This window comes from Aquimarina mytili (assembly GCF_016735115.1).
GTDB lineage: Bacteria > Bacteroidota > Bacteroidia > Flavobacteriales > Flavobacteriaceae > Aquimarina > Aquimarina mytili.
Window position 1 is genome coordinate 872,376 of sequence record NZ_JAERQJ010000001.1, and the last position, 24,125, is coordinate 896,500.

Annotated in this window: 19 protein-coding genes; 14 read left to right on the plus strand and 5 right to left on the minus strand. The window is 32.8% G+C overall.

Annotation, left to right across the window (positions count from 1 at the left end):
- Nucleotides 1-6: 6 nt before the first annotated feature.
- From JJQ60_RS03820 to JJQ60_RS03840, 5 genes are all read left to right on the plus strand, one after another.
- Nucleotides 7-828: an ABC transporter ATP-binding protein gene (locus JJQ60_RS03820; RefSeq protein WP_201916785.1), complete on the plus strand. Its 822-nt coding sequence runs from the start codon at nt 7-9 to the stop codon at nt 826-828.
- Between the two features lie 502 nt (nt 829-1,330).
- Nucleotides 1,331-4,852, plus strand: a complete 3,522-nt coding sequence (locus JJQ60_RS03825; RefSeq protein WP_201916787.1) for a nitrate reductase — start codon at nt 1,331-1,333, stop codon at nt 4,850-4,852.
- A 2-nt stretch (nt 4,853-4,854) separates the two neighbouring features.
- Nucleotides 4,855-6,297 carry a rubredoxin gene (locus JJQ60_RS03830; protein ID WP_201916789.1) on the plus strand — a complete coding sequence of 481 codons (1,443 nt, stop codon included), beginning with the start codon at nt 4,855-4,857 and terminating at the stop codon, nt 6,295-6,297.
- A gap of 358 nt (nt 6,298-6,655) precedes the next feature.
- Nucleotides 6,656-6,985 (plus strand): hypothetical protein, encoded by a 330-nt coding sequence (locus JJQ60_RS03835; RefSeq protein WP_201916791.1) that lies wholly within the window; start codon nt 6,656-6,658, stop codon nt 6,983-6,985.
- Nucleotides 6,986-7,379: 394 nt separating this feature from the next.
- Nucleotides 7,380-7,568: a hypothetical protein gene (locus JJQ60_RS03840; protein ID WP_201916793.1), complete on the plus strand. Its 189-nt coding sequence runs from the start codon at nt 7,380-7,382 to the stop codon at nt 7,566-7,568.
- A gap of 11 nt (nt 7,569-7,579) precedes the next feature.
- Here JJQ60_RS03840 and JJQ60_RS03845 read toward each other — a convergent pair whose 3' ends face one another.
- The 4 genes from JJQ60_RS03845 to JJQ60_RS03860 all read right to left on the minus strand — a co-directional run bounded on the left by JJQ60_RS03845 (nt 7,580) and on the right by JJQ60_RS03860 (nt 12,790).
- Nucleotides 7,580-9,037, minus strand: coding sequence for a S41 family peptidase (locus JJQ60_RS03845; protein WP_201916795.1), 1,458 nt, complete (start codon nt 9,035-9,037; stop codon nt 7,580-7,582).
- A gap of 194 nt (nt 9,038-9,231) precedes the next feature.
- Nucleotides 9,232-10,524 carry a carboxypeptidase-like regulatory domain-containing protein gene (locus JJQ60_RS03850; RefSeq protein ID WP_201916797.1) on the minus strand — a complete coding sequence of 431 codons (1,293 nt, stop codon included), beginning with the start codon at nt 10,522-10,524 and terminating at the stop codon, nt 9,232-9,234.
- Between the two features lie 113 nt (nt 10,525-10,637).
- Nucleotides 10,638-12,041, minus strand: a complete 1,404-nt coding sequence (locus JJQ60_RS03855) for an ATP-binding protein (RefSeq protein ID WP_201916799.1) — start codon at nt 12,039-12,041, stop codon at nt 10,638-10,640.
- A gap of 215 nt (nt 12,042-12,256) precedes the next feature.
- The gene (locus JJQ60_RS03860; RefSeq protein WP_201916801.1) at nt 12,257-12,790 is read right to left on the minus strand and encodes an Ig-like domain-containing protein; all 534 of its coding nucleotides are present in this window, start codon (nt 12,788-12,790) and stop codon (nt 12,257-12,259) included.
- A gap of 506 nt (nt 12,791-13,296) precedes the next feature.
- On the opposite strand from JJQ60_RS03860, the gene parS reads away from it, so the two are divergent.
- From parS to JJQ60_RS03875, 3 genes are all read left to right on the plus strand, one after another.
- The gene (parS, locus tag JJQ60_RS03865) at nt 13,297-13,749 is read left to right on the plus strand and encodes a type II RES/Xre toxin-antitoxin system antitoxin (protein WP_201916803.1); all 453 of its coding nucleotides are present in this window, start codon (nt 13,297-13,299) and stop codon (nt 13,747-13,749) included.
- Nucleotides 13,749-14,204 carry an RES family NAD+ phosphorylase gene (locus tag JJQ60_RS03870; protein WP_201916805.1) on the plus strand — a complete coding sequence of 152 codons (456 nt, stop codon included), beginning with the start codon at nt 13,749-13,751 and terminating at the stop codon, nt 14,202-14,204. The genes parS and JJQ60_RS03870 overlap by 1 nt, the downstream gene beginning before the upstream one ends.
- Before the next feature lie 205 nt (nt 14,205-14,409).
- Nucleotides 14,410-16,485, plus strand: coding sequence for a M13 family metallopeptidase (locus JJQ60_RS03875; protein ID WP_201916807.1), 2,076 nt, complete (start codon nt 14,410-14,412; stop codon nt 16,483-16,485).
- A 57-nt stretch (nt 16,486-16,542) separates the two neighbouring features.
- Here the strand turns inward: JJQ60_RS03875 and JJQ60_RS03880 are convergent, their stop codons facing one another.
- A complete protein-coding gene (locus JJQ60_RS03880; protein ID WP_201916809.1) occupies nt 16,543-17,187 on the minus strand; it encodes a hypothetical protein in 645 nt (214 codons plus the stop codon).
- A gap of 113 nt (nt 17,188-17,300) precedes the next feature.
- Here JJQ60_RS03880 and JJQ60_RS03885 point away from each other — a divergent pair, with 113 nt between their 5' ends.
- The 6 genes from JJQ60_RS03885 to JJQ60_RS03910 all read left to right on the plus strand — a co-directional run bounded on the left by JJQ60_RS03885 (nt 17,301) and on the right by JJQ60_RS03910 (nt 24,044).
- A complete protein-coding gene (locus JJQ60_RS03885) occupies nt 17,301-18,635 on the plus strand; it encodes an aspartate kinase (protein ID WP_201916810.1) in 1,335 nt (444 codons plus the stop codon).
- A 194-nt stretch (nt 18,636-18,829) separates the two neighbouring features.
- Complete coding sequence (locus JJQ60_RS03890; RefSeq protein WP_201916812.1) at nt 18,830-20,368, plus strand: YifB family Mg chelatase-like AAA ATPase; 1,539 nt, start codon at nt 18,830-18,832, stop codon at nt 20,366-20,368.
- Nucleotides 20,369-20,475: 107 nt separating this feature from the next.
- Nucleotides 20,476-21,696, plus strand: a complete 1,221-nt coding sequence (locus JJQ60_RS03895) for an Nramp family divalent metal transporter (protein ID WP_201916814.1) — start codon at nt 20,476-20,478, stop codon at nt 21,694-21,696.
- Nucleotides 21,697-21,723: 27 nt separating this feature from the next.
- Nucleotides 21,724-22,452, plus strand: coding sequence for a 5-oxoprolinase subunit PxpA (gene pxpA / locus JJQ60_RS03900; protein ID WP_201916816.1), 729 nt, complete (start codon nt 21,724-21,726; stop codon nt 22,450-22,452).
- A gap of 9 nt (nt 22,453-22,461) precedes the next feature.
- On the plus strand, nt 22,462-23,187 hold the full coding sequence (pxpB, locus tag JJQ60_RS03905) for a 5-oxoprolinase subunit PxpB (protein ID WP_201916818.1): 726 nt from the start codon (nt 22,462-22,464) through the stop codon (nt 23,185-23,187).
- The gene (locus JJQ60_RS03910) at nt 23,184-24,044 is read left to right on the plus strand and encodes a 5-oxoprolinase subunit C family protein (protein ID WP_201916820.1); all 861 of its coding nucleotides are present in this window, start codon (nt 23,184-23,186) and stop codon (nt 24,042-24,044) included. The genes pxpB and JJQ60_RS03910 overlap by 4 nt, the downstream gene beginning before the upstream one ends.
- Nucleotides 24,045-24,125: the final 81 nt, after the last annotated feature.

Here is a 24,125-nt window from a genome sequence, read left to right on the forward strand (position 1 = left end):
TATAATATGAAAATACTTGAAAAAACAGCAACGCGAAGAATAGAAAATGGATTATTTGAAGATAAATATATGCTTGATATTTCGGGCCTTACCAAAATATATCCAACACCTAAAGGAGATTATGTAGTTCTAGATGATCTTGATCTTAAGATAAAGCATGAAGAGTTTGTTTCTATTATAGGTCATTCGGGCTGCGGAAAATCAACATTGCTTACAATGATAGCAGGTCTTAATCCGATCTCCAAAGGGACAATTGTAGTTAATAATCGAACGGTAAAAGGACCTGGGCCTGATCGCGGAGTAATTTTTCAATCTCCGAGCCTTTTACCCTGGATGACTGCTTATGAAAATGTAATGCTAGGAGTAAAACAAGTTTTTGCACATGGAACCAAAAAAGATCGAGATGATATAGTGAAGTACTACTTGGCTAAAGTTGGTTTGGAAGATGCAATGCATAAAAAAGCCAAAGAATTATCACAAGGAATGCAACAACGCGTTGGTATAGCAAGGGCATTTGCCCTGAAACCGAAGGTTTTACTATTAGATGAACCTTTTGGAATGCTGGATTCTTTAACCCGAGGCGAACTACAGGATGTGCTTATAGAAGTGTGGAATCAAGAAAAAATAACGGCCATTATGATAACTCATGATGTTGATGAGTCAATATTTCTTGCTGATAGGGTCATTATGATGACAAGTGGCCCTAGAGCAAAAGTTGGAGATATATTAGAGATAGATTTTGAAAGACCTCGTCTTAGGAAAGATGTTTTGGAGCATCCAGATTACTACAAATACAGGGAACACTTAATTAACTTTTTGGAGCATTAGTGATAATATATACATTATGATTAATGACGAATAAAAAAAAGAATTTTGCCGATGATTTTTATTTCCGATTCAAGGATTATTGGTATATTTAATATATTACAACTTTTGTGCTTAACTATCGACGACATAAAAATCAGTCTTTCCTACTTTTTTTATAGAATAAAGTAGGGTTCTAATCGTTACATAGAATTGTATTCCTAGAATATTGATATGTTGCAATAAAATTATAAAAGTATATATAACTTAGTGTTGAAACACTTTAAAGAACTATGTTACTTTAAGTGTTTCTTGTGTTGCCGGTTACAACAAGTTTGTAACCGGTTTTTTTATAATAAATATGATAAAATAGACTTCCTGATAGTCTCAATACCGTTTTTTAAATAGACATATTTTGCTGAATTAATAATTCTTTCACTTCAAGAACAGAAATCAGTTACTAAACTATGATACATACGTATTAATACTTAGTTTTGAATTTCTAATATTAGCGTAGAAATAAAATATGCCGGCATTCAAATCATATAAAACAACATGTTCCTATTGTGGAGTTGGTTGTGGGATCATCGCCAAAAAAGATACAAAAGGAGTAATCACAGTTGAGGGAGATCCCGACCACCCCGTAAATAGAGGCATGTTGTGCTCAAAAGGGATGAATCTTCATCATGTTGTTCAGGATAAGAGTGACCGTATTTTATATCCAGAAATGAGATGGAGCAAAGGGCATGATCGCCAGCGCGTATCTTGGGAGCAAGCGTTAGAAAAAGCGGTTGCGGTTTTTAGTACCATCATCAAAAAATATGGACCTGACAGTGTAGGGTTTTATGTTTCTGGGCAATGTTTAACTGAAGAATATTATTTAGTGAATAAACTCGCGAAGGGATTTATTGGAACTAATAATGTTGATACCAATTCTAGGTTATGTATGAGTTCTGCGGTTGTTGGGTATAAGCAGGCTTTAGGAGAAGATAGTGTTCCTATTGCTTATGAAGATATAGAACTTGCAGATTGTTTTATGATTGCTGGTGCAAATCCCGCTTGGTGTCATCCTATTTTGTTTAGAAGAATTGAAGCACAAAAAGAAAAGAATCCTAACACAAAAATCATAGTAGTAGACCCCCGAAGAACACAATCATGCGATATAGCAGATCTACATTTACAAATTCTTCCTGGAACCGATGTGATTTTATATAATGCTATCGCAAAAAGGCTTATTGATAGAAAAAAAATAGACAAAAATTTCATTAATAATCATACTAATGATTTTGAAAAGTTGAAAGAATCTTTGCGGTCAACTTCCTTGGCGGAAGCTGCTAAATTATGTGGAATTACCGTAGCTGAAATCAAGAAAGCTGCTTCATATATAGCGGATGCTAAGGGATTTATTACGCTTTGGGCAATGGGATTAAACCAAAGTTCTATTGGGGTAAACAAAAATAATGCACTACTAAACCTGTCTTTATTAACCGGACATATTGGTAAACCTGGATCTGGACCATTTTCTCTAACTGGACAGCCTAATGCAATGGGAGGTCGAGAAGTAGGGGGTATGGCAAATCTGTTAGCTGCTCATAAAAATTTAGCTAATGATGATCATAGAAGAGAAGTGGCTAATTTTTGGGGAGGAAAAGAAATATCACCAAAACCAGGACTTACAGCAACAGAGATGTTTGATGCTTTAGAAAGTGGAAAGCTAAAAGCGGTTTGGATTATATGTACCAACCCTTTAGTAAGTTTACCAAATGCAAATAAAGTTGAAAATGCGCTAAAAAAAGCTAAATACGTTATTGTACAAGATATTTCGCATCGATCTGAAACTACAGAATATGCTGATTTGTTGCTGCCAGCTGCCGGATGGGCAGAAAAGGAAGGGACAATGACCAATAGCGAGCGCCGTATTACATATCTTAATAAAGTAATTGATCCTCCTGGCGAAGCAATTTCCGATTCAGAGATATTATGGAGATTTGCAAGAAGAATGGGGTATCATGGATTTGATTACAATTCTGCAGAAGAGGTGTATAAAGAACATTGCTTATTAACCAAAGGCACAAATATTGATATTTCTGGACTAAGTTATACCCGATTAAAAGAAGAAGGAAGTTTTCAATGGCCTGTACCTCAAAATAATCATGAAGGTACATCACGACTTTTTGAAGATAAAAAGTTTTATACCGATACCGGAAATGCAAAATTTGTAGTGCCAAGATTTACAAAACCCACTTCAGAATTACTTACTGAAGACTATCCGCTTATTCTCACTACAGGAAGAGTTCGTGATCAATGGCATACCAGAACCAAAACAGGAAAGGTCAATAGACTCCTTACGCACATTTCAGATCCATTTTTGGAAATGAATCAAGTTGATGCTTTTTTATTGAAATTAAAAGAAGGTGATATAGTTGTTGTTGAAAGTAAAAGGGGGAAAGTACAGGTGAAAATAAAAGTAAGCGATACCATTAAAAAAGGAGTCGTTTTTCTTCCAATGCATTGGGGTAAAGTATTGGGTAACGATTATGGAAGAGCTAATAATCTAACAACAAATATTGTTGATCCTATTTCCAAAGAACCAGATTTCAAATTTACTGCAGTTCGGGTTTCAAAATATGTGAAACCAAAGCAAAAAATCTGTATCATAGGAGCAGGAACAGCAGCTTATCGGTTTATTCAAACCTATAGAGAATTTAACAATCATGATGAAATTGTTGTGTTTTCCAAAGAACCTTATCCTTTTTATAATAGGGTATTACTTCCAGAATACGTAAGTGATGAATTGAAATGGGAGCAATTACAAAAGATGAGAGAGGGAAATATGGAATCTCTTAATGTAACACTCTCTACAAGCAATCCAATTAAAGAGATCAATAGAGAAGAAAAATATATTATTGATAGTCAAAATCAAAAACATAACTATGATGTAGTTTTGATGGCAACAGGTAGTCGTGCTTTTGTACCAAAAGAAGTACCTTTTCATTTGCCAGGTAGGTTTACTATGCGTGATCGAAGTGATGCCGATAAATTAAAAGAATATCTTGATCAAACGGGATTGCCCGAAAACGAACAACATGTTACAATTGTAGGAGGAGGATTATTAGGCTTAGAACTAGCAGCCGCTCTAAGAAAGAAAGATATGAAAATTTCTATCGTACAACGGGGCAATCGATTAATGGAGCGCCAGTTGGATATAGTGGCTAGTAGATTATTGGCAGAAGACGTGCAAGAAAAAGGAATTCAGATTCATTTTGATAACGAGGTTGATACCGTTTTTAATCAGGATTCCGGAGATTTATTGGTTAATCTAAAGTCTGGGAAGTCATTTACTTGCAATGCCGTTGTGTACTCTATAGGTACTATACCAAACATTGATCTGGCTAAAAAAACAGGAGTGAATTGCCGAAGAGGAATTTTAGTAAATCAATATTTACAATCAAGTGATACTAATATTTTTGCCATAGGTGAAATAGCAGAGTTTGAAGGGGATTTGTATGGTATAACAGCAGCTGCCGAACAACAGGCAGATATCGTAGCAAAATATTTACTAGGTGATTTTAGCGCAATCTATCGAGGTTCTGTATTTATGAATATTTTAAAGTTTGAAGACCTTGATCTTTGTAGTATTGGAAATATAGATGTGCCAAAAAATGATCCATCCTTTGAAGAAATTGTTTTCATGGATGTAAGAAAACGTTTCTATAAAAAATGTATCGTACAAAATGACAGGCTAATTGGGGCTATTTTAATGGGGGATAAGAAAGAATTTGCCGATTTTAAGAGTCTTATAGAGAAAAAAATAGAGCTATCTGAGAAAAGAGAAGAGTTATTGCGTTCTTCGCAACCAAGCGAGCCCGTTGTGGGTAAACTAATTTGTTCATGCAGCCAGGTTGGAGAAGGCAATCTAGAAAAAGTTATAAGATCTGGATGCGAAGATTTCTCAGAACTTTGTATAAAAACTGGAGCTGGTTTAGGATGCGGCAGTTGTAAACCCGAAGTAAAAGAAGTGTTGAATGCTGTTATGCAAATGGTTTAATTATGGAGAAAGAATTGTCCCTGCACAGAGTTGATATAAAAGGAGGTATTTTATCGCCTATAGAGTTACAGCGTATTATTGAATATGGTCAAAAGCTGGGTTTAGAAACCTTTCATTTTGGATCTAGACAGGATATTATATTTCCTTCAAAGGACAAAGATGGTAATATACTTACTAAACATGACGCTTTTGATCCTGCTTTTTTTGCTTCAGAAACACAAGAAAACATAAGTTGTTCGTATGTTTCTATTGATATTTTTGACTCTACTGTATGGCTAAGAGGAACTACATACTTATATATTTTAGAAGATTTTAGGTATACACCTACGTTAAAAATCAATATTACAGATCCAAAGCAACAAGTGGTATCGTTGTTTACAGGAGATTTAAATTTTATAGCTTCTCCTCATGAGGATTATTGGTATTTGTTCCTAAAGCTGCCGGGTTGGGAAGAGGTGTATTATCCTGCGTTAATCTATACCTGGGATATTGCTAAGGTAGCAGAAGCAATAGAAAAGCAATATGAAACTGTAGATGATATTGATGAGCTTTTTCAATTTCTTAATGAAAATTTGGATACAAATAATCGAATCATTGAGAAACCGCTGCAAATTGAATTTAATCCCTTTCCATATTATGAAGGGATGAATAAAATGGGGATAAACCAGTATTGGTTGGGATTGTACTGGAGAAATAACCAGTATGATTTAAAATTTCTTAAAACACTATGCCAATTTTGTTTAGAACATAGAATAGGGAAAATTTGTTTAACTCCCTGGAAGTCGTTTATTATAAAAGGAATCCCTAAAGAAAGTAAATTAGCTCTAGAGAAGCTATTAGGACAGTCCGGAATAAATGTTCGACATTCTGCTTTGGAGTTAAATTGGCATTTGCCTGTACATAATAAAAAAGCATTAGATCTTAAGAAGTTTTTGGTCATGAATTTTGATCAAAATGATATTAGTACATATGGATTAACGTTTGGTATTACTGCAAGCCGTAACCAAAAACGATATTTTACTTCTATAATGATAGAAGAGAATAAAACCCCGTCGGCTGTTAAGGATTTTGTGGTTAGACCCACTTACAATGTATTGTATGCTAGAAATTTTAATTCAAATACCCAAAAATATATTGTTTATGCTCAAGATGTTGATCAAATCGATCTTCCAGGTTTATTGCTGGAGCTAACTAAAACTTATTTTCAAAACCTTGGAACGACAGAGGTTGAGCAAAATAATAACCAAACCACAAAGAAAGAAATTCTTGAAATTGAAGTATATCAGTGTAAAGATTGTCAAAATGTTTACGACCCTACATTAGGGGATGCTTCTTTTAATATTTCTGCGGGAATTGATTTTGCAGACCTTCCTGATGACTATTGTTGTTCTCTATGTGAAGCTTCAAAAGACAATTTTCAGAAAATCAACCTAGAAGTTGTTTAAAGGAAAATTCAGAAATATTCTCATCTCTTTTTAATAATCATTTTTTTTACCTTTCATTAACAAAATATTAAGGCTTTAAAGGGGTTGGCTAAGAAATGGCTAATGTAAGTGAGTTTTAAAAAAACAATTTTTTATGTTCTTGTATTATTAAATAGTCAATTTATATAAATTAAATTTTAGTAAAGTGTAATTATTGGTAATATACCCTATATTTTTTAGGGTATATTTTTATTTTTATGTCGTTTATGTATAGATTTGTTTAGTTTTTATAGGGGTGTAATTTGATTTATTAATGTTTTTTTTTGATTTGACCCCTGTTTTAATAAACAGTATTAATATTAACCCAAAAATCATGATTATGAATTTAGAAGAGGTAATTATGGCATCAATTGCAGAGTTTTTAGATGTAGAAGTGCATAGAGATACAGAAACTTTAGATCTTGCATCCAAAATAGAGATTGTCCAAAGAAGAATTGCAGATAAAGCCAAAAATAATCCAATGCCTTCCTTTGTACCAAAAGGATTGAAAGGATACGAATATGAAATGTTCTTTAGTAGTAATCCCAATGATATGATTAAGATAGATGGTTGGATACCTATTGAAACTGAAAAAATAGGTAAAGCTGATAAAATTTCGGAGTATATAGAAATTGGGCTTTTAAGAAAAATTAAACCTAGTTATAGCTAACAAACATTAGTATGTAATTATTAATTATATTATTTTTTACATTACAAAGACTTATATTATATAAGACCTCCGGTTAGAGCTTTGTTTTTAACCGGTTTTTTTACCAATGGTAGTCTCGATCTTTTATTTTTATATGTTCTGTAACATAGGGGTCTATAAAAATGCTTTCCGTAGAAAATTGCTTGTGCCTATGTTGTAGCAGGAATGTGTCCTTTGTAATTTTTAAAATTTTAAAATACTTATGATTTTGTTTAGTGTTCAATATTTCAGGAAGTTGATTGCTAATCCATTTTAAGTGAATGATAATTGTTAATACTTCTGTGTAAAAGTATTCAGCGGATCATCAATTTGGATCTATTTAAAGATCTATTTTAGCCTTGATAATTTTTATAGTATGACAGAATACGTGCTTTTAACTGAAGATCAGAATTATTTTGTAGAATATCTTATTGGGGAACTTGTATTGTCTAATAGTATAAGTGAAGCCATGAAATTTAATGACGAAAATATCGCTTTGAGATTTAAGCAAATGTTGCATGCTTCATGTAAACTTACTACAAGTGTAAATACGTATATCCAATAAAAATTATCATTTTATCCTTTGATCAATCTAAAAATATAATCTAATAAAGGATCTTTGCCATCTATTAATTGTTGTACAGAAAGATCAATATATTTATCAGGAGGTACTCCTGACCCTATAGGTACGGTTTTATCTTTGACATAATTTTGTACTTTAACCATAGACATAACCATGATAATTTTTGAATTAGGAAATTCATAATATACAGGAAATTGTCCATTTAATAAGTGATATCCTCCACCGGTTTCTTCTCCTATTAGCGTGATGTCGTTATCGTTTTTTGCATTGAGAGCAAAGGTAGAAGCTGCAGAAAAAGTAGTCCCACTGGTTAGTACATATACCTTTCCTTTAAATCTATTATAATGATCAGGGACCATTATAGATTCGAGGTCATCAAAAGTTAATTTCCAACCATCATAAACAGGGTGGTTTTTAAATCTATCGGTTAAAAAATCTTTTTCATTTAAAAATGTTCGTGTAGCATATTCTTTTTCTTGTACAGATAACGAAATAACATATTCGCTTACCATTTGTTTAAATGGTCTTTTTGTTACAAATGAAAACAAATGAACTGCATTTGGTCTAAAGCCACCATCATTATTACGTATATCTACAATTAGATGTTTAATTTTCTTTGCTTTTAACTCTTTAAAAATTTTAACAAGATTAGACTTAAATACGCGTACGTCAATTCCGAAAGTGTTTACAACCAATATAGCAGTACTTAATTCTTCTTTATAATAAACAAAAGGATCTTTGGTATTGATGTGTTTGTCAAAAAAATCAAATCTATTTGTCTGGTTATGATATGAAGCAAAATATGAATTACGTTTTACATTCCTTAGTTTAACCTTTACAAATGACTCTGCATCAAGATCAATTGACTTTTCTGTACCATCAGGTTCTGTATATTGTATAGAGAAACGTTTTGCTATTCCGTATTCGTAGGCATAAAACAACCCAAATTTTAATTCGATATCTCTATATTTTCTAGTCAAATTATATCCATCGGTAGCTGCATACTTCTTTAAACTTTCAATAATTTTGGAAGTCTTTTTTTTGTTAATCGAATTGATTTTTGACCCTATTGGAATATCAAAATCATCAGTATCAGTATACAATTCTGTATCAATAATTTTAAGAATTAACGGAAAGTAATATTGTTCACTTTTTATAGTATTGGGGGCAAATAACAAAAGGTGCCCGTCTTTTACTTTATCCGTTATGTCAAGCATCTTTTTGTATAGATCTATATCTGTAGAAACGTTTGAAAGCGATTCTTTTTTAGTTTTAAAAAGATAATCTAAAGAATCTTGATTAATATATTCATAAAGACTGGGGTGCCCATTTTTTAGGATGTTTTCAAAAATTTTGAAATCTTTTTTAATACCAAGAGAATCTATTGGTTTTTGTGCAAATAATGTATGGATGTTTATCCAGCAAAGTATAATGAAAAGTGTTCTCAACATGCCTTAATTCTCAAAAAGTATACCGTTATTAGTAATAAATGACTTGTCAACACGGGTTGATGTTGCAACTCTTTATTTAGATGATGGTAAAAATAACAAAATTATATAGTGGATACAGTGGTATTTAAATAATAAAAAAAGAATGCATAGGAGTGCATTCTTTTTTTATTACTTGCTTTACAATCAAACGAAACTCAATTTAGTTTACGCAGTTGTTTCTGTATTTTTTTAATCGCAGATTCGATAGATTTTTCAGGTTCGATAACATTGTATTCTCCCCAAAACTTTGGATCAGAAAATCCGGATGCTTCATCGCTAATTACAACAGTAGATTTTAAGCGATCTTTCGGTTTTAGAGTTTCATTATCAATATTCTTTTTCCAATCCGTAATAGCCATTTCTACATTTAGTTTGTATACAGAATTGAATAGTCTCTTTTTCCAATTAATTTTAATGGCAAGGTCAATTCTTCCATAACTATAATACCATTTGCCATTACTTTGTCTATAATCTATATTGTAGGTTGCTTCTGTAGGCTGTACCTTGGCATTTCTAGGTTTTTTCCTCACAAACATTCTACTTACTTCTTCTTTGTTTTCCATATTTAAGCTATAGACAGCTTTGGTCATTGCAAGAGTTTCAGAATCTATATAGAGTTTTCCGAAGTACATTGGTTCGGTTATCTGTGGGCGCTGTTTAAATTTTAATACGTAAATATATCGATCATTAATTTTAGTGGATTTGTCAAAACTAAATTGGTACGTATTTAGCATATTATCAGTAAAAAGAATCTCAGGATTTTTCATTACATCAATATATAGCGTACTTGATGGCCCTCCTTGTAATTTTACCGTTAAGGTGTCTAGCTTTTTGTAATCAGCGCTTTTTCTTGCTCTGTATAGTTTAATAATATCCGTTTTGGAAGACTCGTAGGGGTTTTTATATACATCAACAACGGCTTCAGATAGAGAAACATAACTTCTACGTTTTTTAATAGTTTCTCTGTAAAAAGCAGTCATAATAGTATTGTGATCGATATAATTACTCCCTTTTTTCTTCATTACCGCCCGTATTAAAGATTCAGGGTCTCTAGGATCAATATTAATTTCTGAAAGCTCAGTAATTGATAATTCGAGTTTTATTTTTAGTTCCTTACCTTGAAATTTTGAAAGACTTAAGACTTTATCATTATATCCTAGATAAGAAATTGTGATTTCATTATTTGAAATGTCTTTGGGAACTTTTAGTAAAAACTCTCCCTCATCATTAGTAACGGTAGAGATATTAGTATTATTAACAGAAATAGATGCAGAAACAAGTAATTGATTGGTCTCTTTGCTAACTACAATTCCTTTATACTCATTATAGTCAGCGTCATCTTGAAAATACGTAAAAGCCTGAATGTTATTTGATTGCCCAACAAGAAAAAAGACAAACAATAAAGAGGTCAAATGTTTTTTGCAGAATAGAATGCTTTTTTTGTTCATAGCCCGAGTTTTTAGTTTTAAAATTCTCATAAAAGAGCTTATGTACAAGATAATGATTTTTATTCAATAATTTTATTAGAATATTAAAAACGGTGGGTTTTCTATTTTCATATCTAATGATATTTATGGTGGTCCCCAAACCAATTTTTGAGTTTAATGTTTAAGATCTCTGTTGTAAAAGGTTTTGTGATATAATCATCCAGTCCTTTGGCTATAAATTTTTCTGCATCCCCTGGCAGTGCATTTGAGGTGAGTGCTATAATTGGAGGTATTTTATTAAAGTTTGTTCGGATTAAATTACAAGTTTGTACGCCATCTAATTCTGGTAAATTGATATCCATTAAGATAAGATCGTACATGTCTTCTTTAAATTTTTTTAAAGCGCTTTTACCATCTTTTGCAATGTCTACAGTACACCCCAAATATTTCAAAATTTGTTGAGATACCAGTATATTCGTGTCAGAATCTTCCACTAATAAGACATGCAAGTTATAATTTTGGTTTTGAGTGCCAACTTTACTTCTAGTTTCTTGGTTCGAAGAGATATTTGAGGTTTTGGTTTTAAAGGTGAACCAAAAATTACTCCCCTTACCAAGTTCGCTTTCTACACTAAGTTTACCCCCCATTAACTGTACAAGGTTTTTGCATATAGTTAACCCTAGTCCGCTTCCTTCTCCGGCTATAATAGATGCTTCATGAAATTGGCTAAAACGATTAAACAGATCTTCCAAATCTGCTTTGCAAATACCAGCTCCTGTATCTATGATCTCAATTTTGATAATTAATTCATTACTCTTTTTTGACTCTAAAGTAGTGTTGATTTTTATAGTTCCTTTTTCGGTAAACTTAATAGCGTTACCAATTAAATTTGAAATAATCTGTGTAAGTCTTTGGTTATCAGTTAAAACAAATTCTGGAAGTTCCTCTGAGTACTCTAAGGTTAAATCTATTTCTTTGGCTTTAGCTGTGGCAATAAAAAGATCAATGTTTTGTAGAATTAACTCTTTTAAATTTGTGTTTTGAGGAGAGAGTTTAAATTTTCCCGCCTCTATTTTTGAAAGATCTAAAATTTGATTTAGAATATCCAACAAGTTGAGAGAGGATCTGTGAATAATATTTACATATTCTTTTTGTAAATCATCTAAATTAGTGGTCTTGTAGAGTAGATCAATCATTCCGATAACCCCAACCATTGGTGTTCTTATTTCATGACTCATGTTTGCAAGAAAATCTTGTTTAAATTTTGAAGCCTTCAGTATTTGCTGATTTTTTTCTTGTAATTTATCTAAGTTTTTTCCACCATACATTGCAAATAAACCTAAAAATAAAGGAGCAGTATTTATAATATAATGAATAGGGGAGTTTTTTTGAACAAACAAAGCAGATTGCCAAGTAAACTCAAGGTCATGCGCTGAAATATCAATACACGTAGCTAAAATTGGAAATATTAAACCAAAGAACATTCCGTAAAATGCATATTTGGTTGCCTCCGATTTGAACCACGATCTTCGTGTCATAATAATTGATTTGGTTACTTACGTAATTAGTAATTCAAAAATTAGGGATAGGGGTAATTTTTAGAGGTATTAGTTTTTAAATATAAGTTATTTAGTGTTTCATCCCAAATATCTGTATAAAATTAAGGAATGATTTGCTTGTAATAAGATAAAAAAAATCCACGATATGTAATTAATTATCGTGGATTCTAAACCTTACTTTTATTGATTATGGGTTAACCTTTGAATATGTATTTTTTTATTTTATAACCTTCTACTTTGATTAAATACGTTTTTGGATCTACAAGGTAGTGTATGTAGTCGTCAATTCGTCCTTTGTCTAATAACCTTCCTGATGTAGTATAAAGACTATATCTTAGGCCTTGAGGTACTTCTATAATATGTCTAAAAGTTTTCTGATCTGTACTTTGTTGACAAGTATCATCAGCCAAAAATTTATTGATAAATGTAATTCTTCCTTGTTCCTCTCCTTCAAGAGTTACGGTTGCTGTACTGTCGACATCAATAATACCGGTACCGGTTAAGTTTCCAAGAATGATTAAGCAGGCATTTCTTACTTTAATACGTGCGCCAGCTTCAAGATGTAAGCTCTCAGTAATGAAAATAACACCTTCTTCGGTATTTTCATCTAAACCATCAACTACAGTGTTCTCTGTAACCGACATCAACTTGTATGAAATGTCGATTTTTGTGTTTGCGAAAGTAATGCTTGTTAAAAACAAAGCGATTAGGGGTAAAAGTGTTTTCATATAGTTTGGTTTTAGGGTTAAACCTCAATTTTAATACATGTAGGTTTTAGATTACATATATTATAATTTTATCGATATAAAACGTAAAATCAACGACAATATACAATTTTTTGTAATAAAAGTGTAATTTTTTTAGGCGTAATATTGAATTTTCAATAGCAAAAAAGTACAAAAAAGCTCAAATGCCTTGTAATTACAATAGATTCAAGGTGTTGCATTTTTTGTTTTTTTTAACAATTTTTTTTCATTTTATTGTATTTATTTGATTTTTAGCGTTCTAATATCTTGAAATAGAAAGATAGAAGTGCTGTTTATTGATTTGAGAAAGTGTAAGATTAAAATAAGCATGTGCATAATATATTACCCTACAACATTGACTCTTTTTATTACGTTATACTGTTTTAAGAAAATAGAAATACTTCATTTCTATTTATTTTGAATTATTTTTTTAAGAAATTAAGACAAATGTCATTATTTTTTGTATTTTTGTCGTAAAATGTAAAGTTATGGGAGCAGTATCTCCGTTAGATTTTGATAGTTTTGAAAATAAAGGGTTATTAAGATATCTTAACATAGATATTCCTTTGCGTAATATGTATGACTTTATTGAGTTGTCTAGAAATGGGATTGACAAAAAGGCATTATTACACCTTGCAAAAACAATAGGTTTTGACCTTAAAGAGTTAGCTCATGTGCTTCATATGTCTGAGCGAACGATTCAACGCTATGATTTGAACAAAAAAATGAGTACCGAAGCTAGTGCAAAAGCATTACAGCTGGCTAAACTTTATGCAAAAGGTGAAAATATTTTTGGAGATCTTAAACGCTTTAAAAATTGGATGGAACACCCTAGTGTTGCTTTAGCTATGAAAAAGCCAAAAGAGCTTTTAGATACTACTTTTGGATTTCAATTACTTAATGAAGAGTTAGTTCGTATTGAGCATGGAATTTTTGCATAATGCACGTATATAGAATAGCAAAGCAAAAATATATTAATGACCTTACAGGCATTGGGGCTAAAACAGTAGGAGGAAGATGGAATCCTAAAGGAGTAGCGGTATTATATACAAGTACTACCGCGGCGCTTTCTGCTTTAGAAGTGTTGGCGCATTTGCCGGCAGCCTATTTTCCAGATGATATGGCAATTGCAACAATAGAAATACCAGATGATCTGGTAACCGAAATTGACCATGAACAACTTCCCGAAAATTGGAAAAAAATTCCTGCACCTATAGAAGTTCAGAGTTTTACCATGAAGTGGATTAATGAAGAGAAGTATTTAGGAATAAAAGTACCTAGTATTATTATTCCTAATGAAAAAAACCTTTTGATTAATCCTTTACATCCTAAATTTAATAAAGTAAAGTTGATTACAGTAGAACCTTTTAGTTTTGATTCGAGACTAATAAAGTAATCTTTCCCAAAATGCGGTCTTATATCCTCAAGTCAATAGTTTTATTTTGAGCAATTTGCTTTTTTGATTCTTAATTTTTTAGTTAAAAAACGAGATTCAGTTCATTAATGGTATTCATTTTCTATATATTTCGGGCGGAATAAACGTAACAAAAACATAATTTGTACGTCATATTTTCTAAAACTAATCTTAATTTGATAATAAAATGAGTATAAAATTGACGAAAGTATATTTTTTAGCTACTTTCATACTAGCTTTTGTAAGCTGTAAAAATGAAACAAAAAAGGAAGACAGTGAGCCTGTTGCCGAAATAGAAAAAATTCCCGGGATTGTTCTCGAGAATATGGATACTAGTGTTAGTCCAAAAGAAGATTTCTACAATTATGTAAATGGTAATTGGATGAAAAACACAAAAATTCCTGATGATCGAACAACTTGGGGTGGATTTGGAGTACTGCGTAAGTCTACAGATCAAGATGTTTTGGATATTTTGGCAAAAGCCAAAGAAAGTGGTAAATATAGTGCTGATACTGATCAAGCCAAAGCACTAGCTATTTTTGATACTAAGTTAGATACTGTGGCTAGAAACGAAGCAGGCTTAAAACCATTGCAACCAGCCCTAGATGAAATTGCATCGATCAAAAACTTGAACGATTTACAAACTGTGTTGGCAAAGAATTCTTCTGTTTCTTCGCCGTTTGTTAGTGTTGGTGTACAGGCAGATTTAAACAACAGTGCTATGAATGCTGTGTATTTAGGAGCTAGTCAATTAGGGTTGCCAGATCGTGATTATTATTTAGATCAGGATGAGAAATCTAAAGAGATTCGTGAAGAATATAAAAAGCATATCACTAAAATGCTACAAATTCTTGGCGACTCAGAAACAGATGCTATAGCGGCAGCTGCAAAAATACTTGAATTAGAGACAAAACTTGCTGAGCCTAGATTAGATAAGGTTGAGAGTAGAGATGTTCGTAACTATAATAACCCTAGAACCATTGCAGAAGCTGATGCTATGCTCTCTTCAATTGATTTTAAGAAATTAATTGAAGATGTTGGTATTACAAAGAAATTTGATACTATTATTGTTACTCAAGTACGCTTTACAAAAGTATTGAATGATTTTTTGAAGAATACACCGATAGAAGATCTTAAAACTTTGGTTAAATGGGATACTTTCAACAATGCATCCAATAGATTAACTACAGATATAGAGAAAGCTAGTTGGGAATTCTATAGTAAATATCTTAGTGGTCAAAAAGAACAGCGTCCTGCCAATGAACGTGCATTGGCAACCGTAAATAATACTGTTGGCGAAGCTTTAGGTCAATTGTATGTTGATGAAAAGTTTCCGCCAGAAGCGAAAGCCAAGGCAGAAAAAATGATTGCAAATGTAATCGAAGCTTATAAAGCACGTATCCAAAAATTAGATTGGATGAGCGATGAGACGAAAACAAAAGCAATTGAAAAGCTAAATAAATTTACAGTTAAAATTGGATATCCTGATAAGTGGGAAGATTATTCAAAAATGGAAGTGTCTGCAGATAAATCCTATTTTGAAAATATGATCGCGGTAGACAAGTGGGCTATTGACAAAAATTTTGCTGATATAGGAGAGCCTGTAGATAAAACTAAATGGGGAATGTCTCCTCAAACCGTAAATGCTTATTTTAATCCTCTTAATAACGAGATTGTATTCCCGGCAGCTATTTTACAACCTCCGTTTTATAACTACACTGCAGATGAAGCCGTTAATTATGGTGGGATAGGTGCAGTTATCGGGCATGAAATATCACATGCGTTTGATGATTCTGGTGCGCGTTTTGATGCAGAAGGAAATCTTAAAAATTGGTGGGCAGAAAATGATCTTAAAGCATTTACTGAGAGAGGTAATGCACTTGCAGAGCAATATAGCGCCATTGAAGTATTGGATAGTGTTTTTATTAATGGAAAATTTACCCTTGGAGAAAATATTGGAGATTTAGGAGGAGTTTTAGGTGCTTATGATGGTCTTCAAAAGTTTTTTGCTGAAAATGAAAGACCTGAAGATATTGATGGATTTACTGCAGAGCAGCGTTTCTTTATGTCTTGGGCAACAGTATGGCGTACGCTTATGCGAGATGATGCATTAAGAACCCGTATCAAAACAGATCCGCACTCTCCAGGAGCAGTTAGAGCAGTTCAACCATTACTTAATATAGATGCTTTTTATGAAGCATTTGATATTAAAGAAGGAGATAAAATGTACTTAGCACCAGAAAAGAGAGTTAGAATCTGGTAGTTTAGTTTTTTCAAAAGAATAATTTTAAAAAAACCTGCTCATAAGAGTGGGTTTTTTTTAGTTTTCTTTTATTTCATTCATAAGAAGAAAGGCTTTGTTTACATATTCTTTTTCTAAAAATAGGGTAAAGTAATTGGAGGTCGAAATCACTTCAAAAACTGGAATGCCTTCATAAGCTAATAGTTTGAAAATATAAAAGTATAAACCAATTGCTTTAGAATTATCTTCGGGTAATGCAATCGATATTGAAGATAAATTGTCGGCAACAGAAATGCAAGTTTCGTCCATAAAATACTTCTCTACAGTGTCTTTTAGAGATGAAGTAACCAGTATATTACTTTCCTGAAAATTACTGGAATATGTAAGATAGGCTTTAGCTTCATTTTTGACGCTATTTAAAAGGTTGGTTTGGCTCGTTAGAATCGTATTAGAATTTAAAAAGGTGTATTCTGTAATTCCTGAACGTACCACTATATCACCTAAGTTCCTTAAGTTATAGTCATGTTTGATTTTTCTTGGGTTATAACGCCTAAGAGCCATAACAATAGAGCCTTGCTTTACAGGCTTTCTCATGATTTTTTCTACTTGCGGCATGAGATCAATAGCTAGAGAACTAAAGTTAATAATATCTCTCGATAATGCATCTTCAAGAAAGGGTTGATGTCTTAAGATATTATGTACACAGTCTGTAATAGTTTTCATTGTTATATATTTAACATTTTGTACAAATTTATACTTTTTATTTTAAAATATTTATTCTTCACAGGTTATTAATTAACTATGCAACTTTAAAAAATAATAATAAGCTAGAATCGATGAAAATTTTAAAGTTTGGTGGGACCTCTGTTGGATCAGTAGAAAATCTATATAAAGTAAAGGAAATTTTAACATCTGACACTGAAGAGAAAATTGTGGTTTGTTCTGCAATGTCTGGTGTTACTGATCAATTGGTAAGGTTGCTAGAGAATATTAAATTTGGAGATACAGATGCCATCACCAGAAATTTACATCGACTTGAAAGTAAACATAGTGATGTCATTGATGTCTTAATTGAAGATGTTGAGATTAGAAATGGATTAAAGGATGGTTTGTCAAGTATGATCACTGATATGTTTGAGATATCAAGTCAAGAATACTCTGAAGAAGTTAATTCTAAAATAATAACTTATGGTGAAACGCTGTTAACTTATATTTTCTCAGGTTTTTTGAATGCTACTGGTGTGACTAATGTACTATTGGATGCTAAAGAATTCATGCACGTAGATTCCACCGAAAACCCTAATATAGAAAAGGTATGTAAAAGAATACATAAAGTTCTTGATAATAACATTGATACAACGCTTTATATTACTCAAGGTTTTGTTTGTAGGGATATAGATGGACAAATAAGTCATTTAAAACGAGGAGGTAGTGATTATACCGCAACAATTATCGGGGCCGCTCTAAACGCTTCAGAAGTGCAAATATGGACAGATATTGATGGGTTGCATAATAATGATCCAAGATATGTAGAGCATACACAGCCTATATCCCATCTAACGTATAATGAAGCAGCAGAACTTGCTTATTTTGGAGCTAAAATTCTTCATCCTCAAACTGTTTCTCCGGTTGTGGATAAAGGTATCCCGGTCTTGTTAAAAAATACATTTGATCCAGAAGCACAAGGGACTATTATTTCTGATAAGATTCATAAGAAAGGACTCAAAGCAATTTCTGCAAAAGATGGTATAACCGCGATTAAAATTAAATCCAATAGAATGTTAATGGCGCATGGTTATTTGAGAAGAATTTTTGAGGTTTTCGATAATTTTCAAACTTCTATCGATATGATTACCACTTCCGAAATTGCAATATCCTTAACAATTGATAACACAAGTAATCTTGATAAGATAATAAAGGAGCTAGAAGGGTATGCAGAGATTACGGTTGAGCATGATCATAGTATTATTTGTATTGTAGGAGAATCTGTGATTAATGATAAGAATTCCTATAAATTGTTTGAAATTTTAAATTACATTCCTGTCAGAATGGTTTCTTATGGGGGAAGTAATAATAATATTTCAATTTTAGTAGATACTAAGGATAAAATACCAACGCTAAAATTTTTAAATGAAAAGTTGTTTCAAGTTGAAGCAATAGCAGCGGTATAATTTTTTTGTTATGTGATTAAGTTGAGTTGCATTTGATATCGTACGTAATATATCCTTTACTTGCAGCCTCGCTTTAATTAAGCCTGAAAAGAATAGTTCTTTTCAGGCTTTAATTTTTTCTGTTATATAAAAATTCAGTTTCATTTTTTAAAACTAATAGCACCTACTTTTGCATTTAAGCAAAAAATAAAGCGATGTTAATTAAGGTTTTCGGTAGTGCTGTTTTTGGGGTAGAAGCCACTACGATTACAGTTGAGGTAAATATAGATAAAGGTATAGGATATCACCTTGTTGGATTACCTGATAATGCCATTCGAGAAAGTAGCTATCGAATAGCTGCGGCACTACAAAATAACGGGTACAAACTTCCGGGTAAAAAGATAACGATCAATATGGCCCCTGCTGACTTAAGGAAAGAGGGTTCGGCATACGATCTTACATTGGCATTAGGTATTCTATCTGCCAGTTCGCAAATCAAGGGAGATAATATTTCAGAATATTTGATCATGGGAGAACTGTCTCTGGACGGAAATCTTCAGCCAATCAAAGGCGCTTTGCCAATAGCTATTAAAGCTAGGGAAGAAGGGTTTAAAGGATTTATTCTTCCAAAACAAAATGCAAAAGAAGCGGCAATTGTAGATAATCTGGAGGTGTATGGAGTAGAAAACATTAAAGATGTAATCGATTATTTTGATGGTAAAGGTCAATTAGAGAGGACCCTTGTAGATACAAGAGAAGAGTTTTATGCTGCTCTTGATAATCCCGAGTTTGATTTTGCAGACGTTAAAGGGCAAGAAAGTATAAAGCGTTGTATGGAAATAGCTGCATCGGGGGGTCATAATATTATATTAGTAGGCCCTCCGGGAAGCGGCAAAACCATGCTTAGCAAAAGGCTGCCAAGTATCTTGCCTCCAATGTCTTTACAAGAGGCTTTAGAAACCACCAAAATACATAGTGTGGTTGGTAGAATTAAAGATAACGTAGGGCTAATGGCACAAAGACCTTTTAGAAGCCCGCACCATACCATTTCCAATGTAGCTCTAGTTGGAGGAGGCAGTTACCCACAGCCAGGAGAGATTTCATTATCACATAATGGAGTTTTGTTTTTGGATGAATTACCAGAATTTAAAAGAGAAGTATTAGAAGTTATGCGTCAACCCCTGGAAGATAGAGAAGTTACGATATCTCGTGCCAAATTTACGGTTACGTACCCTTCCAGTTTTATGTTAGTAGCAAGTATGAATCCAAGCCCCGGAGGGTATTTTAATGACCCCGAAGCCCCGGTAACCTCTTCTCCCGCCGAAATGCAACGGTATCTCAGTAAAATTTCAGGCCCATTATTAGATAGAATAGATATTCATATTGAAGTAACTCCGGTGCCATTTGATAAATTAAGTGATGATAGAACTGGAGAATCCAGCGTCGATATAAGAAAGCGGGTCATTGCAGCCAGAGATATTCAAACCAAAAGATATATAGACTTGCCAAACATTCATTATAATGCTCAAATGGGAGTAAAACAAATAAGAGAATTTTGCGAGTTAGATCCATCTTCAAAAGAGTTGCTAAAAATGGCTATGGAAAGATTAAATCTTTCTGCAAGAGCTTATGATCGTATTTTAAAGGTTTCTCGTACTATCGCAGATCTTGATGGGGTAAATAATATTAATGGGGATCATATTTCTGAAGCAATTCAGTACAGAAGCCTGGATCGCGATGGCTGGTTGGGTTAAGAAGGGTAAGTAGTCGCCCTGGAATTTATAAACTATTTTAAATTCTTATTAACAATCATGGTTTAGTGCCTTGAAAAATCAATATTTTTAAGAATAGACTAAAAATCATGAAAAAATGGATTGCTAATATTGGCCCTGGAGCATTAGTTACTGCCGCGTTTATTGGCCCAGGTACGGTAACTGTATGTACTATAGCCGGAGTCAAATTTGGCTATACTTTATTGTGGGCTTTGTTATTGTCAATTGTGGCATGTATCATTCTACAAGAAATGGCCGCCAGACTAGGTGTAGTAACACAAAACGGATTGAGTGAAGTGCTAAAGTCCCAGTTTCAAAACAAAGTTTTGAAATGGTCACTTATTGGGATTGTTATTTCTGCAATTTTTATTGGTAATGCTGCCTATGAAGCCGGTAATATTAGCGGCGGAGTATTAGGAATGTCTACAATTTTAGGAACGCCTACAATAAATTTGGGTGGCTTTACGCTAAATTATCAGAGCCTGATTATTGGCGTCCTAGCTTTTGTGCTTTTGTATATTGGTAATTATAAAGTATTGGAGCGTAGTTTAGTCGTGTTAGTGTTAGGGATGAGTTTAGCCTTTATTATTGCTGCGGTAGTAACAAAACCTGATGTATCTTTAGTTTTAAAAGGCTTTGTTCCTGTATTTGAATCGGAAAAAATTTTCATGATTATTGGATTAATTGGCACCACCGTAGTTCCTTATAACTTATTTCTTCATGCTTCATTAGTAAAAGAAAAGTGGAAAACTCCAGAAGAGCTTCCTTTAGCAAGAAAAGACACAATTATTGCTATAATAGGAGGTGGAATAATGTCAATGGCAATCATTATCGCCGGAGCAGCAATACAAAATATAGAAGTACAAAATGCCGCTGATCTTGCCAAAGGTTTAGAACCGGTTTTTGGAGTAGCAGCAAAGTATGTACTCTCTTTAGGACTTTTTGCGGCGGGTGTTACTTCTGCAATTACGGCTCCTCTTGCTGCAGCATATGTTGTAAAAGGATGCATGGGGTGGAAAGGAGGGATGAAAAGTAAAGAATTTCGATCTGTTTGGATGTTTATTCTATTGCTTGGCGTTGTGTTTTCTTCTCTAGGTATAAAATCAATAGAAATTATTCAATTTGCTCAAGTGGCTAACGGACTTTTGTTACCCATTATAGCAGGTTTTTTAGTATGGGTTATGAATAGAAAGGTGCTTTTAGGTAAATACACCAACTCTTGGAAACAAAATCTTTTGGGATGTTTAATTCTTGGAGTTACAGTTTTTTTGGGATTAAGAAGTGTTTGGAAGGTAATTGTTGATTTGTAGGTAAAATCTGATTATTATTGTAGGAATATGGAAAAGATAATCTTCAACGCAGATGTAGGTGAGGGGACTGGTTTTGATCACAAAATTATGCCTTATATTTCTTGGTGTAATATTTCTTGTGGTGCACATGCTGGTAATGATGAGGTGATACAAGAAACCATAAAATTAGCTGCAAAATATAAAGTTAAAATAGGTGCTCACCCTTCATATCCAGATCATGAAAATTTTGGAAGAAGGAGTTTAGATATGCCTTATGACGATTTACTGAAATCTATTACAGATCAGATTTTAAAAGTAAAACGATTTACTGAACAAGCTGGCTTACAACTTCATCATATAAAGCCACATGGAGCACTTTATAATGATACGATAATAAATAAAACAGTAGCTAAAGCAGTGGTAGAATCAATAAAAAATATCGATAAAGGGTTGAGCGTGGTTACACTGAAAAATGGTTTACTTTCCGATCTGAGTATTGGGACTCTGGATGTTAAATATGAAGCTTTTGCAGACCGCAATTATAATAATGATCTTACCTTAGTTTCCAGATTAGAAAATGATGCCGTAATTACCAATCCTAAAAGAGTTTTTAATCACGTGTTTAGAATGGTTAAAGAAGGTAAGGTTAGAACTATTAAGAATGAAGATAAGCCTGTTGTTTTTGATACGATATGTGTACATGGTGACAATCCAAAATCAGTTGAGATTTTGAAGTATGTGCATCAAAAATTTTCTGATTTAAACTTTGATTTTTAAATTAAATTCATGAAGTTTACATTGCAATACAAACGTTATTCTGAAAAGGCAATTTTGATTGAATGGCCTTCAGAAATCAACAAAAATATTCTCAAAGATCTTCTTTCTTATAAAAAACAGATAGAATATAAAAGTATTGAATCAGTTGTTGAGGTAATTACCGGATATAATTCATTATTAATCTGTTACGATATCACTATAGATGATTTCTATGAGAAAGTTGAAGCCTTAAAATTATTATATGCTAGTAATTTTTTAAAGTTAGATACGAATACAAAACTTTGGGAAATACCTGTTTGTTATTCATTAGATTTGGCTCCTGATTTAAAAGAGTATGCTGCCACTAAATCGCTAACAATCGATGAAGTGATTACACTACATACCACTCTTGTATATACGGTTTATTGTATTGGTTTTTTACCCGGATTTTTATATCTGGGTGGCCTTGATGAAAATCTATTTTTACCTAGAAAGAAAACCCCTTCCTTAAAAGTTAAAAAAGGGTCTGTTGCTGTAGGCGGAAATCAAACCGGAATATATCCTGAAGATAGTCCAGGAGGTTGGCATGTTATAGGAAAATGCCCTTTGGGTTTTTTTAATGTATATACTGAACCTCCTTGTGTTTTTGAACCAGGAGATACGATTAGATTTACGTCTGTTGATGTTGCCGAATATAACGATATAAGATCTCAAGTATATGAGAATAAATATTTGTTGAAATCTACTTCGATATGATTGGAAAAGTAAAAGTTCTTCAAACCAATTTTTATGCAACAATACAAGATCAAGGACGTTTTGGGTATGCAAAATTTGGTGTGCCAAAAAGTGGAGCAATGGATCAGTTTTCATTTATAATGGCAAATTTATTATTAAACAATGATGAGAATGCAGCATGTATTGAATTTGCATTTCAGGATCTCGTCTTGGAGTTTTCTGATACTACTATGATTGCATTAACAGGTGCTAGCATTGATGCTTTTTTAAACAATGATGGTGTACAAATGTACCGTAGAATTAATGTTACTAAAGGAGATGTTCTTAAGATTAAAAATTATAAAAAAGGGGTATATGGTTATGTAGGAATTTTGAAGGGTTTTTTGAATCCGACTGTGTTAAAAAGCAGATCGTATTATAAATCGATAACCACCAATTTTTGTTTAAAAAAGAATGATGAACTTTCTTATGCTGTTGGTGAGTATACAGATTTTCAGTTTTCTAATATTACAAGACCATTGTTGTTTGATGATCGCGAAACGCTTAAAGCATACCCAGGGCCAGAATTTTCATTATTGTCTGAAAAACAGCAATCTGTAGTTTCAGATTCGAATTTCACGATTTCCAGAAATATCAATAGAATGGCTATCGTACTGGAAGAACAGTTGGTTAATGATTTTGCCTCTATGCTTACGGGACCAGTTTTGCCTGGTACGGTTCAGCTCACACCTTCTGGATCATTAATTGTTTTAATGCGAGATTGCCAAACTACAGGTGGTTACCCCAGAATTTTACAGTTAAGCGAAGCATCGATTAATTATATTGCTCAAAAACAAGTTGGGGGCACGTTTAGATTTAGGGTATCTAATACTTTTTAATTTCAAATGATATCAATTTTATTTTGTTAATAAAAAGGGGGGTAAAATCCCCTAGGACCTACAGGGGGAAAATCCCCTGCT

Bases quoted from the DNA above. Each gene is read 5' to 3' on its own strand.
- JJQ60_RS03820 (WP_201916785.1), top strand. From the start codon at position 7: ATGAAAATACTTGAAAAAACAGCAACGCGAAGAATAGAAAATGGATTA.
- JJQ60_RS03825 (WP_201916787.1), top strand. From the start codon at position 1,331: ATGCCGGCATTCAAATCATATAAAACAACATGTTCCTATTGTGGAGTT.
- JJQ60_RS03830 (WP_201916789.1), top strand. From the start codon at position 4,855: ATGGAGAAAGAATTGTCCCTGCACAGAGTTGATATAAAAGGAGGTATT.
- JJQ60_RS03835 (WP_201916791.1), top strand. From the start codon at position 6,656: ATGAATTTAGAAGAGGTAATTATGGCATCAATTGCAGAGTTTTTAGAT.
- JJQ60_RS03840 (WP_201916793.1), top strand. From the start codon at position 7,380: ATGACAGAATACGTGCTTTTAACTGAAGATCAGAATTATTTTGTAGAA.
- JJQ60_RS03845 (WP_201916795.1), bottom strand. From the start codon at position 9,037: ATGTTGAGAACACTTTTCATTATACTTTGCTGGATAAACATCCATACA.
- JJQ60_RS03850 (WP_201916797.1), bottom strand. From the start codon at position 10,524: ATGAACAAAAAAAGCATTCTATTCTGCAAAAAACATTTGACCTCTTTA.
- JJQ60_RS03855 (WP_201916799.1), bottom strand. From the start codon at position 12,041: ATGACACGAAGATCGTGGTTCAAATCGGAGGCAACCAAATATGCATTT.
- JJQ60_RS03860 (WP_201916801.1), bottom strand. From the start codon at position 12,790: ATGAAAACACTTTTACCCCTAATCGCTTTGTTTTTAACAAGCATTACT.
- parS (WP_201916803.1), top strand. From the start codon at position 13,297: ATGGGAGCAGTATCTCCGTTAGATTTTGATAGTTTTGAAAATAAAGGG.
- JJQ60_RS03870 (WP_201916805.1), top strand. From the start codon at position 13,749: ATGCACGTATATAGAATAGCAAAGCAAAAATATATTAATGACCTTACA.
- JJQ60_RS03875 (WP_201916807.1), top strand. From the start codon at position 14,410: ATGAGTATAAAATTGACGAAAGTATATTTTTTAGCTACTTTCATACTA.
- JJQ60_RS03880 (WP_201916809.1), bottom strand. From the start codon at position 17,187: ATGAAAACTATTACAGACTGTGTACATAATATCTTAAGACATCAACCC.
- JJQ60_RS03885 (WP_201916810.1), top strand. From the start codon at position 17,301: ATGAAAATTTTAAAGTTTGGTGGGACCTCTGTTGGATCAGTAGAAAAT.
- JJQ60_RS03890 (WP_201916812.1), top strand. From the start codon at position 18,830: ATGTTAATTAAGGTTTTCGGTAGTGCTGTTTTTGGGGTAGAAGCCACT.
- JJQ60_RS03895 (WP_201916814.1), top strand. From the start codon at position 20,476: ATGAAAAAATGGATTGCTAATATTGGCCCTGGAGCATTAGTTACTGCC.
- pxpA (WP_201916816.1), top strand. From the start codon at position 21,724: ATGGAAAAGATAATCTTCAACGCAGATGTAGGTGAGGGGACTGGTTTT.
- pxpB (WP_201916818.1), top strand. From the start codon at position 22,462: ATGAAGTTTACATTGCAATACAAACGTTATTCTGAAAAGGCAATTTTG.
- JJQ60_RS03910 (WP_201916820.1), top strand. From the start codon at position 23,184: ATGATTGGAAAAGTAAAAGTTCTTCAAACCAATTTTTATGCAACAATA.